This is a genomic window from Oribacterium asaccharolyticum ACB7 (assembly GCF_000238075.1).
GTDB classification, from domain to species: domain Bacteria; phylum Bacillota; class Clostridia; order Lachnospirales; family Lachnospiraceae; genus Oribacterium; species Oribacterium asaccharolyticum.
The window spans coordinates 710,364-723,971 of record NZ_JH414504.1 but is presented as its reverse complement, the minus strand read 5'-3'; the positions used below and the strand labels follow the sequence as shown (position 1 = coordinate 723,971).

Below are 13,608 nucleotides of genomic sequence, written 5' to 3'. Positions count from 1 at the left end.
TTTTTATAAGGAACGCATATGAAAAGGGATATCGAGCTGTTGTAAAACTTCGGCCTCCCTTTTATGACAGGTGAAGAGAAGAATTTGAGCAGGATATGCCTTATTGACAAAAGAAAGTGCTGCAGCCAGACGGTTTTCATCATACATGGCAAAGCTGTCATCAAAGAGTAAAGGAAGGTATTCTTTCCGTTCTTTTTGCAAGAGCTTTGCCATGGCCAAACGTAAAGAAAGATAAAGCTGATCGATTGTTCCGGTAGAGGCCTGCTCCAGGGGTAACATTTTTTCTTTCGTATTGACAAAGATACGCAGATTCTGGTCAATAAAAAGAGAATCATAGCGTTCTCCGGTGATATAGGAGAGAATTTTTGCCGTTTCTTTGTTTAAATAAAAGGCGAAACTTTGATAAATCTCTTCGGATAAAGCATGAATTCTTTCTTTTGCTTCGGCAATGGCTTCCAGCTTCTCACGAAGCTTCTCATTGTCATAGAGGCTTGGACGAATTTGCTCCGCTCTGTTTTGCCAACTGCCGATTTGACGCAATTTCTCTTCCAGCACATTTTCTTCTTCCTCTAAACGCTTTTTTCTTTCCTCTTCTTTCTGTTCTTCTTCTTTTAATGCGGAAATATCGGTATTTAGCTCCTCAATTTTTGCTCGCTTTTCAGAAAGCAATGTGAAATTATTTTTTACTTCGCTATAATATTTATCCAACACATAAGGGCTAAAGAGAGAGGAAGGACCGGATTCGTCCACCTCTTCTTTACTGGAGTTTGAAAAAGCGGCGTATGCGGCAAAATTTCTCTTATTTGCAATCTCCCGGAAAAAAAGATTCTGCCTCTGTTCCAATTGGATACGCTTCTTTCTTTCTACAAAGCTCGTAAAAGCGAAAATTCCGAAGAAAAGACCCAAACAGAATGCCGGATAAAGCATGGGAACAGAACGAATCTGAAATGCAAAAACCCCGGAGATAGGGTAGTCGGTATAAAAATACAGATAACTCAATAAAGAGTAGCAAAGGAAGAGCACGGACAAGAAAAGAAGGCAAAACGGAAAAAGGAAAGCTTGCTTTTTGGGCCCGTCTAACGCCTCGCTTTCGGATAGAAGTTGTTTTACAGTGCTTTCTTCGTTCAGAACCTCTTCTTCCGAGTGGAAGCCCTCCTTGTGGATAAACTCCTCCAAAGTTTGTATTTCTTTTTGTAAATGCAATATTGCGGAAATTTTATTTTCAACCAAGTCCTTGTAATTTTTTTCTTCCTGAAAAGATGTGGACGCTTTGACTTCGGATGCAGAGTCTGAAATTAGATCCGGTGTTTCCTCGCGCTCTTTTGCGCAAAGTTCTCTTTGGCTGTTTTTAACGTCTCCCAGTAAAGCGGAATATTCCTTTTCCGCCTGAAAATAAATCTGCTCTTGGATTCTCTTTTCTTCTTCACTAAGATAGGCAATGGCGGCTTCCGGATTAATGTGCATATTTCCGCTATGTTCCATATTGGAAAAAATCTTTTGCAATTCTTTTACCATTTCGCGGTCGGTGCCGGATTTTAATTGACGAATGAATACCGTATTATGAAAGCTTTCCGAGGAAAAAGAGGATAGCACCTCTTCAAGAAAGCAATCGGCATCAGAGACGGGGGTGTTCGTGTCGAGCTGAAGAATCACTGCATTTCCGCCGGAGAGGAAATCCCGACTCAGACAATAGGACTTATTTTGATAGGAAAAGAAAAGCTTTCCGCCGAATGGTAGATCCTTTTGGAACGGACGGTGGCGAAAGAATTGCTCTTTCCTGCTCGGAGAAGAAGGAATACCGTAAAGCATTCCCTGAATAAAAGCATGTAAGGTGGATTTTCCGGCCTCATTTTCTCCGTAAATTACATTGCAGAGGGGAGAAAAATCCAATGAAAATTGATGAAATTTTCCGAACCCCGAGATTTCCAAGTTGGTAATAATCATTTTTTTCCTCCGGAAAGCAGTGCAGAGATACCGTAATGCAGACAATCTTTTTCTCTGGCGGATAAGTTCTCATTTCCTTTTTTTAGGTAAGAGCGAATATAAAATCCGATTAAATCGTTACTATGCTCACGGTAGAGGTTATAGAAGTCATATTCCGGAACACTTTCATCAATCCACTCAATGACGCGACTGTCCCGGGGTAATAAATCTTCCCCGACATGAGTTTCGGGATCTCTTTTCCCGCTGAATTTGATGCGGTAAATGTGTTGCATCCCTCTTTTCCTGATTTCGTCGGAGAGTCTGTTTCGGAGCATTTCGGTTCCTACACCGGTATCCAAACGGAAATGAAGCGAAATGTATTGTGTATCGGCAAGGCGAATAAATTGCAAAGCATCAATTTTTTTCTGCAAAGGATCGAGGTTTCCCAGAAATACGCCATGCTCCCCTAAATTATCCTTACTGAGGGCTTCCGGTGACCCGGAGAAGGCCACCTTATTCTTAAGAAGAATTTGCTTGTCGGCCTCTCCCCCCAAAGCAACATAGGAAAAAGGAAGAGCCTGCAATTTTTCCGGATTCTGCGGAAAAGGTTCTTCCTTTGAAACGTTGCAAAGCAAAACAGGAATCGCTCCGCTGTGTTCCGGGGTAAAATGCTCCAACGCTTTTTTCCTGTCAGCCTTTTCCTGTAAGCTGAGAATTTCAAGGTTTAAATCTTCAATATAAAGTTGTTCCTGTTCTTCTTTCAGGATATGTACATTTCGCGGGAAAATCGCAGAATTCAGAAAATGGTAGGAGAGATCCGGCTTGGAATAAAAGAAGACATGACAAAAAGGAATCCGAGAGAGACTCTGTCGGATTCGTTCCACATCTTCCTTTAAAGGAGAAAAATGGAAGCTTTGTCCCAAAAGAAACAAAGCATCCACATTTTCCTTAAGTGCTAAATCTACAATTTTATCCAAAGAGGAGAGGAGGGCATTGCTCCGCTCTCTTCCCCATGATTTTTGTCCATCGGGAATCATCCCCAAATGGAGATCGGAGGCATGAATAAAACGCATGAACGTTCCTTCCTTTATAATTCGCAGTTGCCAACGGTTCTCGGGAAGGGAAGCACATCTCGTATATTGCTCATTCCGGTAATATACATTACCGCTCTTTCAAAGCCCAAACCGAATCCTCCGTGTCTGGTACTGCCGTACTTACGCAGGTCAAGATAGAATTGGTAATCCTCCATATTCATATTCAGCTCCTGCATCCGTTTTGTCAGTTTATCCAAATCGTCCTCTCTTTGAGAACCGCCGATGATTTCTCCGATTCCCGGAACCAGACAATCCACTGCGGCTACCGTTTTTCCGTCTTCATTCAACTTCATATAGAAAGATTTGATGTCTTTGGGATAATCGGTTACAAAGACAGGACATTTATAGATTTCTTCCGTCAAATAGCGTTCATGTTCTGTTTGCAGATCCGAACCCCACTTGACCTTATACTCAAAACGGTCATTTACCTTTTCAAGCATTTCTACAGACTCGGTATAGCTTACTCTGGCAAAGTCCGACTTTACAATATGTTGTAGACGCTCTAAAAGGCCCTTGTCAACAAACTGATTCAAGAATTCCAATTCTTCCGGTGCATTAACTAAAACGTATTGAATAATGTACTTCAGCATGTCTTCTGCAATAAACATCACATCATCCAGGTCGGCAAAAGCCATTTCCGGCTCAATCATCCAGAATTCCGCGGCATGTCTTTGGGTGTTGGATTTTTCCGCACGGAAGGTTGGACCGAAGGTGTAAATATCGCGAAAAGCCTGAGCAAATGCTTCTCCGTTTAACTGCCCGGAAACGGTAAGGCTGGTTTTCTTCCCGAAAAAATCTTCGCTGTAGTCAACGCAGCCGTCCTTCATGGGGACATCGTTCAAGGGGAGTGTGGTTACCTCGAACATTTCACCCGCGCCTTCCGCATCGGATGCGGTAATCAAGGGAGTATGGACGTAGACAAAGCCTCTCTCCTGAAAGAAGGAATGAATCGCATAGGCAATTTGAGAACGGATACGAAATACAGCCTGAAAAGTATTGGTTCTGGGACGTAAGTGCGGGATAGTTCTCAAATACTCCAGACTATGCCTTTTTTTCTGTAAGGGATAATCCGGCTGCGTTTCCCCCTCTACGGAAATTTCCACAGCCTGCAGTTCAAATTCCTGCTTTGCTTCAGGTGTGGGAATAAGCTTTCCGCTTACGATAACGGCAGCGCCTACACCGAGCTTGGCAATTTCACCGAAGTTTGCCATTTCGTCATGATATACGACCTGAAGCGGTGTAAAAAAAGTTCCGTCAGAAATAGTGAGGAAGCCGAAATTCTTGGAATCCCGATTACTTCTTACCCATCCGCTGACACAAACCTCCTGGTTTAAATATTCCTCCTTGGAAAGGAAAATATCCCGAAGTCCTGTGATTTCCATAAGTCCCCCTTATACATGGTTAGAGTATGCCCCTTTCGGGGCGAATGCATTGCAACAAAAATAGAACTGTAAAAACGCTACAATATCCTTGTAGTATACTGAAAAAGAGTGTATTTATCAAGAAAGATTCCCTGCTTTCCGCGACTGATTTCCGGATTCGCTATATTCCTTTTGCCTTTTAGGACAAAATCACGGCGGAAAATCTTTGACAAAGAAGCTTCGAAAGATAGAAACAAATATTTATACAAAAAAACATGAAAATAAAATTCTTTTCTGTGGAATATTCTAATTTCTATGTTTCCAATGCCTTTAAATCGTGCTATAATCCAAGTACCAGAGATAGGAGATTTTTTAATTCATTACAATTTTCTATAGCTGGATTCAGCCAGAGCGAGAATTCCCAGAAGCGGTGAGGTGTAAAGATGATCAAGAAGGAAATGATTGCCATGCTTTTAGCTGGTGGACAAGGTTCACGTCTTGGTGTTCTGACGAAGAATGTCGCAAAACCGGCAGTTTCATTTGGAGGGAAGTATTCCATTATCGATTTCCCGTTAAGCAATTGTATTAACTCCGGTATAGACACCGTCGGAGTCTTAACACAGTATCAGCCTCTCCGTCTCAATGCGCACATAGGGATTGGGATACCTTGGGACTTGGACCGAAACAGAGGCGGTGTTACGGTGTTGCAACCCTATGAGTCTTTACGGGATACAGGTTTTTACTCTGGCACGGCAAATGCCATCTATCAGAATATTGCCTACATCGAAAACTATGATCCGGAGTATGTACTGATTTTATCAGGGGATCATGTGTATAAGATGGACTATGAGGTAATGCTGGAATACCATAAAGCGATGAAAGCGGACTTGACTATTGCTTCTATGCCGGTACCCATGGAAGAGGCCAGCCGTTTTGGTATAACGGTGACGGATGAGCATGGCAGGATCACGGATTTCCAAGAAAAACCAAAAAATCCGAAGAGCAATTTGGCTTCGATGGGAATCTACATTTTTAATTGGAAAGTATTAAAGGAAGCTCTGATTCAAAACAAAGACGTTCCTGATTGCGATTTTGGCAAACACATCATTCCTTATCTTTTTCAGAAGCAGGGACAGATTTATGCTTATGAATTCAATGGATACTGGAAGGATGTGGGAACATTGCTATCCTACTGGGAATCCAATATGGAACTCATTGCATTGATACCGGAGTTTAATTTATACGAAGAGTATTGGAAAATCTACACGCAAACCGATAATGCGGCCCCGCAGTATATAGCAAGCGATGCGCAGATTGAGCGCTCTATTGTTGCGGAAGGCTGTGAGATTCACGGAGAAATCCGGAATTCTATTATCGGTCCGGGCGTCACAGTGGAACACGGGGCAGTCATTACAAACAGCATCATCATGGAAAACACAGTCATCAAGGAAGATACCCACATCGACCAGGCTGTGGTGGCAGAAAATGTTATTATAGGAAAGGCTTGTGAAATCGGTATTGGTGAATACCAGGAATCAAGCTATGACAGCAGGGTTTATTGCTCGAATCTTGCGACCATCGGGGAAAGTTCCCTGATACCGGATGGGGTAAGAGTAGGAAGAAATACAGCTATATATGGACCGACGGAGCTTTCCGACTATCCGGATGGACTTCTTGTTAGCGGAGGAGTGATTATCAAGGAGGAGGAAAGACTATGAGAGCTATCGGAATCATACTGGCGGGTGGAAACAACAAAAGAATGCACGAGCTTTCCAATAAGAGAGCCATTTCTGCTATGCCTGTAGCAGGAACGTTTCGTGCGATAGATTTTGCCCTTTCGAATATGTCCAACTCTCATATTCAGAAGGTTGCGGTACTGACGCAATACAATTCCCGCTCTTTAAACCAACATCTATCTTCTTCCAAATGGTGGGATTTTGGAAGAAAACAGGGAGGGCTTTATGTTTTTACTCCGACCATAACCGCTGAACACGGTGACTGGTTTAGAGGAACAGCAGATGCTCTCTACCAGAACCTTGTTTTTTTACAGTCTTCTCATGAGCCTTATGTGATTATTGCAGCAGGAGATGGGGTATATAAACTTGACTACAACAAGGTACTAGAATATCATATCGAAAAGAGGGCGGATATAACCGTTGTTTGCAAGCCTATTGATGCAAATGATGATATTTCCCGCTTTGGCTGTCTGAAAATGAATGAGGACAGCCGAATCGTGGACTTTGAGGAGAAGCCTGTATTTACGGATGCCAATATACTTTCTTGTGGAGTCTATGTCATTCGAAGAAGGCTTCTGATTGAGCTTTTAGAAAAAGCCCACGACGAAGATCGCTATGATTTTGTAAAGGATATTCTGGTTCGCTATAAGAATTTAAAGCGAATCTACGGTTATAGACTGAACACTTATTGGAGCAATATTGCTTCTCTGGAGTCCTATTACAAGACGAATATGGACTTCTTAAAGAGAGAGATTCGGGATTATTTCTTTAAACAGGCGCCTGGTGTTTACACAAAATTGGCCGACAACCCGCCTGCAAAATACAATCCGGACAGTAATGTGCATAACTCCATTGTGGCCAGCGGTTGCATTATCAACGGAACGGTTGAAAATTCCGTTCTGTGCCGTAAGGTCTACATTGGAAACAACTGTATCGTTCGGAATTCGGTAATCCTGAATGATGTGTATATCGGAGATAACAGCGTATTAGAGAATTGCATCGTGGAGAGCCGGGACACCATTCGCGCCAATACAACCTACATTGGAACACCGGAGAATATCAGAATCGTCATCGAGAAAAATGAAAGGTATACCATGTAAAAAGGAAGGAGTATCATGGAGGTTACAGATGTACGGGTTCGCAAGGTTGACAAAGAAGGTAAGATGAAGGCCATTGTTTCTATCACTTTTGATGAGGAATTTGTAATTCACGACATTAAGGTTATCGAAGGAGAAAAGGGCTTATTTATCGCTATGCCTTCAAGAAAAACTACGGACGGGGAGTACAGAGATATTGCGCACCCTATCCGCTCCACCACGAGAGAACTGCTTCAACAAACTATTTTGGAAAAATACCAAGAAGATGCTGAGGAAGAGAGCGAAGCACTTTGAGCTCAGCAGAAGAACACAACTCTAGAATCAGAAAAGATTGCATGAAACAAAGCCATGTATCTTTCTACGAGGGAAAACTCCAATGGAATAGTTTGACTCGCGCAAAAAAGCTACTAAGAGATTGACCCTCTCTTAGTAGCTTTTTGTTTCAGATAATTTAATTTTATACCTTTTTCTATTTTTGTCGAAATACTAATTGGAAAAATGTGCTCACAAGTAGAAGGGAAGTTTAGAGAATAAATGAAAATAATTACAGAACGGAAAATGCGCTTTATTTATCTCTTATTTCTGCTATTCATTTTTATCTTTATTTTTGGAAGCTCTGTACGAGAATATTACAGGCTTGGTTTTCGTGAGCATAAATTTGAAGTGCTGAAAACGGGGTGGCAGAGAATTCTTCCGGACGGTTCAAAAAAGAAACTGGGCTCTTCGGAAGAGATGGTTCTGATCAAGGATTTACTGATTGAGAGACAGCTTCCGAGTGAGGTTCCCTATTCTTTGACGACACTTTATATCAAGACAATGCATCAGGATTTAACAATTTGGATTGATGAAAAGCCGATATATCAGTTTGACTATCAGGATATTCCTCCGTTTAACAGTAAAATCCCTCCTTTGTACTGGGTGCGTATCCCGATACAGAAAGATCAGTTGGGGAGTACGATTCGAATCGAATTCAGAGGAAGAGCCAGAAGTGTTGAAAATACTCTGGAAGGAATGTATTTTGGAGAGGATTTGTCCATCGTTTGCGAGATTTTATGGAAAAATATCTTGCAGATATTTTCATCTCTTTGCTTGATTTTCATGGGAATCGGTCTGCTTGTGGAATATCTTATTCTGGATCGAAGGAGAGGAGAGGAAAAGGGTTCATTTTATTTGGGAGCCGTTCTGTTCTTTTTAGGACTTTGGATGGGCTGTCAGATTGATGCCAGACAGCTGATTTTCAATAATATTTTGTTGATTTGGAATATGGAATATCTTTCTTTGATTATGATTCCGATTCCGGCTTTGTTGTTTATCAATAAAGTGGAAAGGGGAAATTGTCAAAGGGGGATTTATTGGCTGTGCTTATCGATAGCACTTTGTGATTTTTTGATTATTGTTTCCGCGGGAGTAGGTCTGTACAGTTTTGCGGAATTGAACTTATTGATTGACTGCATACTTCTTTTGACCTGTTTTGCCATTGCAAGAAGCTTTGTCGTGATTCGCTGGCGTGATCCGGATCTTTTTAAAGATTTAACATGGATGATAGGTGCCGGAAGTACCCTTATCTCCTTCAGCTGCATTGAGCTTGTGTCCTTCTTCTTAAACGGTTATGAAAACCAGGGGCGTTTTCTTTCCGTTGGAAGTGTGATTTTCGCTTTCCAGATGATTCATATGCAAAGTATGGAATACGATAAGGTTCGAAATGAAAAGAATAAGCTGGAGGTTGCCGAAAAGGTCCAGTCCGAGTTCTTGGCCAATATGTCTCATGAGATTCGCACGCCAATCAATACGGTTATCGGGATGAATGAAATGATTCTCAGAGAGAGTCATGATGATGTTGTCTTGGGGTATGCCAGAAATATTCAGGTTTCCGGAGAAAGCCTGCTTTCTTTGGTGAACGATATTTTGGATTTTTCGCGTATTGAATCTTCAGGAATCAAGTTGGTTCCCAAACCCTATGAACTTGCCAATTTATTGCATGAACTCAGTAATACTGCCCGCTTTAGGGCGGAATGGAAGAATCTGCGTTTCTCCGTAATTGTGGATGAGGATACACCGGCAGTCCTTTTTGGAGATGTTTTCCGCGTAAGAGAGGTACTTGTGAATCTCCTGGATAATGCAATCAAGTATACCGATACGGGAACGGTTACGCTGACGGTAACCTTTAAAAGCTTGCCTGTGGAAGAGAAAAAGTTTTCTTTTAATGAGGAGGATGCAAATGTAAGTCCGGAGGATAGGGAGGAACAGCCCCCGGCTAATGCTGTCCCCGTAGAATTGCAATTTGCGGTGAAGGATACCGGATTGGGAATCAGTGAAAAAGATCAGAAATTGGTTTTCCAAAAATTTCAAAGAGTGCATTCCGGCTGGAGAAAGAACATCCAGGGAACCGGTTTGGGACTTCCGATTACAAAATATTTAACAAAATTGATGCATGGGCGCATAGAATTAAAAAGTGCTCTGGGAGAAGGTTCCTGCTTTACAGCTTATATTCCGCAGTATCGTTTAAATGATGAATCTATCGGGAACTTTGAAGACCGATACAAAAAGCAAAAAGGGGTCGGAAACGGTTTCAATAAAGGATTTATTGCCAGTGACGCCAAAATTCTGGTTGTGGATGACAATGAACTGAATCTGCAATTGGTGAAGAATCTTTTGAAGCGTACCGAAGTACAGATTGATGTTGCCTATTCCGGTGAGGAATGTTTGGAAAAGTTGGCAACGGGAACTTATGATATCGTTTATTTGGACCATATGATGGCCGGGATGAACGGTGAGGAGACTTTGGAAAAAATTCGGGAACAAGCCATTGAAAATCGATATGGAAAGCCCATTCCCGTTATTGCTTTTTCCTCTAATGTATACTTATTTGAAAGCCATAAGGATGGAAGCAGTAAATTTGATGCTTATCTTTTGAAGCCTGTAGACGGGAATGAACTTGATAAGAGCCTTTATACCTTCCTACCGGAAAATTTGATCAGGAAGAGAAGCAATGAGGAATATTTTGAGGCGGAAATGAAGAAGCATACCATTTCCGAAAAGGAGGACAAAGAGAAACTTCTGGATCGTGAGATTGGCTTGGCTTATTGCATGCAGGATGAGTCGGTCTACCAGGAAATCCTTACTCTATTTAAAGAAAACAGTACGGAGAAACAGAAGGAGTTAGAAGATGCTTTCAGCAGTTTCGATTATGCAAAATACAGGTTATACTCCCATGGCTTAAAAACGACTTCTCTTACTGTCGGAGCGGTACTGCTCTCGGAAAATGCGAAAAAAATGGAGTATGCGGCTAAACGGGTGGTGGAAGGAGTTGAAAAAGAGGAGGCAATACAGTATATTCGTTATAATCATAGTGCTTTTATACGGCTATATAATAAGACGGTAGAGGAGGCCTCGAAGTATTTGGAGCCTTAAAATAAAAGATAGGGGGTTGTGATAACTTACAGGTGACGTAATGGACAGGTTAAAGATTGTGGTTTGTGATGATGAGATAGTGCAACAAAAACTTATGAAAGCCCTATTGGAAAAGTATTTGCTGGAGAATGAAATGCAGGCAGAGCTTAAGTTCTATCCTTCAGGGCAGAGCTGTCTACAGGATAGCCGGGAAATATTGGATGCGGATATTTTCCTCTTGGATATTTTCATGCCGGAATTAAACGGGATTGATATTGCACGAGAACTGAAAGATCTGGGAACAAACGGGAAGATTATTTTCATTACCGGTGGAAATGATTATATTACAGAGGCATTTGAAATTCATGCTTTTTCCTATATTCAAAAGCCGGTGGAGTATGAAAAGTTTGCCAAAGTAATGAATGCTGTTGTGCATTGTTTGGAGAAAGCAAGATATATCGATATTATTGCGGATCGTGAAAAGAGAAGAGTCTATTTGGCGGACATCCTCTATGTGGAAACGTTAGGAAGAAGACTGGTGATTTATACAAAGGATGAGGAATTGGAAACCTATCTTTCGGTGAAAAACTTCATGGATGAATATGGCGGAAACGAGTTTTTGCAAATTTCTCGCTATGCTGCCGTTTCCAAGAGCAGAATTCAGAGAATTGTAGGGCGAAGTTTATATCTGATGAACGGAAAAGAGTTATTGGTTAGCGAAAAGTACTTACCTACTACAAAAAAGTTACACATTGAATATATTCACACCAAAAAAGTAGCAAATGTTTAGAATGTGAGGAAATATGTTGCAAAGCATAGTAATCGTTGATGATGAAACTATTCCGCGGAAGATTGCCGAGAAGGCGCTGAAGGACAAGTATGTAGTAAGCGCCTATGCCGATGCGAGAACGGCTCTTTCGGAGTTGACAGTTACTCGCCCTAACTTGCTTTTAGTGGATTTACATATGCCGGATATGGACGGGTATGCCATTTTAAATGAGATTAGACAGCTGGAAGATCACGAGTTAAGCAATGTGCCGGTTGTGATTATGACATCCGACGATGATGCTAAAAATGAGATTAAGGGATTTGATTTAGGGGCTTATGACTATATTCGGAAGCCTTTACTTCCCGACGTGTTGATTCGACGTGTAGATCGGATTATGAAGGGGGAAGAAACTTTAAAGCATCTGGAGAAGAAGGCGGAAATTGACATTTTGACAGGTCTTCTGAATCGGAGCGCTTCTATACAACAGATTAATGAGAATCTGAAGATGCGCAGGGAAAGCGGTTTGCTTTTGATGATGGATTTGGATCATTTTAAGCTGGTAAATGACCGTTATGGACATGAGATGGGAGATAAGGTTCTTTCTCTGGTGGCCAATACTCTAAAGAAATTTGTCCGCTCCGATGATGTTTTAGGGAGAATTGGCGGAGATGAGTTTGTGATTTTCTATAGAGGCTTTTGGAAGGATGAGGCCTTACAGGAAAGATGTGAAGAAATCTGTGGAGCGGTAAAGCGGGTAGTTGCGGAGACTTTACAGACTTCGAAGATGCAGTTTGGGATTTCCATCGGTGTTTCCTCCTCGCCCAAAAACGGCTTGGACTTTCTTAGCCTTTATCAGAAAGCCGATGAAGCAATGTATCATGTCAAGTCCGGCGGGAAGGGCGGCTATTTTGTTTACAATGAGGATGATGAGGAAGAAAAAGCGGAAGCAAATATTATTTCCCTGGAATCCATTCAAAAACGAATAGAGAATCGCGATTTCTTCCCGGGAGCTTATATGGTGGATTATAATGATTTTTGCAGTATCTACCATTTTATCAAACGTAGCGGAGAAAGAGGGCATATTCCGGTACAGATGGTGCTCTTTACGGTAGAAGAATCGGAGGATGTTGATCGCAGAGGGCTGGAAGAGCGTATGCAGGCTTTTGGAGAACTTCTAAGCCAAACCATTCGAAGAGGGGATGTTGTTGTTCGTTGCAGCAATAAACAGTACATGATTCTTCTTGTCGGAACAGAGAAGGAAAACAGTTTGATTGCCATTGATCGGGTTATGCAAAAGAGAAGTGAAGAAGAAAAAAGAAAATACCCGATACATTATGAAATCAATACCTTGATTTCATAATGAACGGGTATAGCAGGAAAAGCTGCAGGTTCTAGTTTTTCTTCTTGGAGGATTTTTTTTTCGGAACTGCTTTCCGTCTTGGAAGAATTTTTATCGGAATCGCTTCCTTTTTTGGAAGCGGTTTCTTTTTTATCGTCGGATGATTCTTCTTCCAAATCCGCCTTTGTTTTAGGATAGGGGGAATCTTCCAAATTGAAGTTTCCGCTTACCTGATTCCCGGCATTGTCGGAAACATAGACGGTAATGCCGTTTGTTTTCATGGAAAACTGGACCGTACCGGTGTTTTCATCAATGTTTTTTGGCTTTATATTGTCGCCATCCTTGTCTATTCCGTAAATCGAAGCGAAGTCAACGCCCGACTGTGTATCACTTACCGTAAATTCCACATAACCTGAACCCAGAACGACGTGATCCTCATCGATGACGGGCGGGTTTTCATCAAAACTGTTGATTTGGGAATTCACCACCTTTTGCATTCCATTGATAGAAGTCACACTGATTCGAAGATTTCCGTTACTGCTGACAGGAATAAGGTAATTTTGATTTTCTTTTGTAAAGTTCAGTTCTTCTCCCTCCAGCTTTGCGGAAAAATTCTTAATCGGAAGAACGGAATCCACATGCACAAGCACAGCCAGAGCATTTTTGTCTCCATGCTCCGTCGGATCGTTGACCTGTAGTTTGGGTGTGGCCAGGACAAAGAAGAGTATGCAGGAGTTTAGGATAAGATAGGGTAAAACATAATGTAAAAGTATGGAAAGGAAGGGGGACTTCTTTTTCTTTTTTTTCAGATAGAAATCCTGTTTTCTTCCGGATTCAGCCATAATGCAGCCTCCTTTTTATCTTAATACTGGCAAAAAAGTATAGCAAAACTTCCATGG

10 protein-coding genes are annotated in these 13,608 nt (G+C 41.6%); 6 read left to right on the top strand and 4 right to left on the bottom strand.

What is annotated here, in order from left to right:
• Positions 1–3 precede the first annotated feature (3 nt).
• The 3 genes from HMPREF9624_RS03285 to asnS are packed head-to-tail and all read right to left on the bottom strand — an operon-like array spanning position 4 to position 4,399.
• On the bottom strand, positions 4–1,944 hold the full coding sequence (locus HMPREF9624_RS03285) for an ATP-binding protein (RefSeq protein WP_009536522.1): 1,941 nt from the start codon (positions 1,942–1,944) through the stop codon (positions 4–6).
• Positions 1,941–2,996 carry a metallophosphoesterase family protein gene (locus tag HMPREF9624_RS03280; protein WP_009536521.1) on the bottom strand — a complete coding sequence of 352 codons (1,056 nt, stop codon included), beginning with the start codon at positions 2,994–2,996 and terminating at the stop codon, positions 1,941–1,943. Before HMPREF9624_RS03280 ends, HMPREF9624_RS03285 begins: the two co-directional genes overlap by 4 nt.
• Positions 2,997–3,010: 14 nt before the next feature.
• Positions 3,011–4,399: an asparagine--tRNA ligase gene (gene asnS, locus HMPREF9624_RS03275; RefSeq protein WP_009536520.1), complete on the bottom strand. Its 1,389-nt coding sequence runs from the start codon at positions 4,397–4,399 to the stop codon at positions 3,011–3,013.
• Positions 4,400–4,821: 422 nt separating this feature from the next.
• Between asnS and HMPREF9624_RS03270 the strand changes: the two genes are divergently transcribed.
• The 6 genes from HMPREF9624_RS03270 to HMPREF9624_RS03245 all read left to right on the top strand — a co-directional run bounded on the left by HMPREF9624_RS03270 (position 4,822) and on the right by HMPREF9624_RS03245 (position 12,730).
• Complete coding sequence (locus tag HMPREF9624_RS03270; protein ID WP_009536519.1) at positions 4,822–6,096, top strand: glucose-1-phosphate adenylyltransferase; 1,275 nt, start codon at positions 4,822–4,824, stop codon at positions 6,094–6,096.
• Positions 6,093–7,214 carry a glucose-1-phosphate adenylyltransferase subunit GlgD gene (glgD, locus tag HMPREF9624_RS03265; RefSeq protein ID WP_009428377.1) on the top strand — a complete coding sequence of 374 codons (1,122 nt, stop codon included), beginning with the start codon at positions 6,093–6,095 and terminating at the stop codon, positions 7,212–7,214. The genes HMPREF9624_RS03270 and glgD overlap by 4 nt, the downstream gene beginning before the upstream one ends.
• 15 nt (positions 7,215–7,229) lie before the next feature.
• A complete protein-coding gene (spoVG, locus tag HMPREF9624_RS03260) occupies positions 7,230–7,505 on the top strand; it encodes a septation regulator SpoVG (protein ID WP_009428933.1) in 276 nt (91 codons plus the stop codon).
• 240 nt (positions 7,506–7,745) lie between these two features.
• Entirely contained in the window at positions 7,746–10,622 is a 2,877-nt protein-coding gene (locus HMPREF9624_RS03255) for an ATP-binding protein (protein WP_009536518.1), read from the top strand.
• Between the two features lie 40 nt (positions 10,623–10,662).
• On the top strand, positions 10,663–11,391 hold the full coding sequence (locus tag HMPREF9624_RS03250) for a LytR/AlgR family response regulator transcription factor (RefSeq protein ID WP_009536517.1): 729 nt from the start codon (positions 10,663–10,665) through the stop codon (positions 11,389–11,391).
• Between the two features lie 13 nt (positions 11,392–11,404).
• Positions 11,405–12,730, top strand: coding sequence for a GGDEF domain-containing protein (locus HMPREF9624_RS03245; protein ID WP_009536516.1), 1,326 nt, complete (start codon positions 11,405–11,407; stop codon positions 12,728–12,730).
• Here HMPREF9624_RS03245 and HMPREF9624_RS03240 read toward each other — a convergent pair.
• Complete coding sequence (locus HMPREF9624_RS03240; protein ID WP_009536515.1) at positions 12,703–13,551, bottom strand: hypothetical protein; 849 nt, start codon at positions 13,549–13,551, stop codon at positions 12,703–12,705. The two genes, HMPREF9624_RS03245 and HMPREF9624_RS03240, sit on opposite strands and share 28 nt — an antisense overlap.
• Between the last annotated feature and the right edge of the window lie 57 nt (positions 13,552–13,608).

Excerpts from the sequence above, each read along its gene's own strand:
- spoVG (WP_009428933.1), top strand. The coding sequence starts at position 7,230 with ATGGAGGTTACAGATGTACGGGTTCGCAAGGTTGACAAAGAAGGTAAG.
- HMPREF9624_RS03240 (WP_009536515.1), bottom strand. The coding sequence starts at position 13,551 with ATGGCTGAATCCGGAAGAAAACAGGATTTCTATCTGAAAAAAAAGAAA.
- HMPREF9624_RS03245 (WP_009536516.1), top strand. The coding sequence starts at position 11,405 with ATGTTGCAAAGCATAGTAATCGTTGATGATGAAACTATTCCGCGGAAG.
- HMPREF9624_RS03280 (WP_009536521.1), bottom strand. The coding sequence starts at position 2,996 with ATGCGTTTTATTCATGCCTCCGATCTCCATTTGGGGATGATTCCCGAT.
- glgD (WP_009428377.1), top strand. The coding sequence starts at position 6,093 with ATGAGAGCTATCGGAATCATACTGGCGGGTGGAAACAACAAAAGAATG.
- HMPREF9624_RS03255 (WP_009536518.1), top strand. The coding sequence starts at position 7,746 with ATGAAAATAATTACAGAACGGAAAATGCGCTTTATTTATCTCTTATTT.
- asnS (WP_009536520.1), bottom strand. The coding sequence starts at position 4,399 with ATGGAAATCACAGGACTTCGGGATATTTTCCTTTCCAAGGAGGAATAT.
- HMPREF9624_RS03270 (WP_009536519.1), top strand. The coding sequence starts at position 4,822 with ATGATCAAGAAGGAAATGATTGCCATGCTTTTAGCTGGTGGACAAGGT.
- HMPREF9624_RS03250 (WP_009536517.1), top strand. The coding sequence starts at position 10,663 with ATGGACAGGTTAAAGATTGTGGTTTGTGATGATGAGATAGTGCAACAA.
- HMPREF9624_RS03285 (WP_009536522.1), bottom strand. The coding sequence starts at position 1,944 with ATGATTATTACCAACTTGGAAATCTCGGGGTTCGGAAAATTTCATCAA.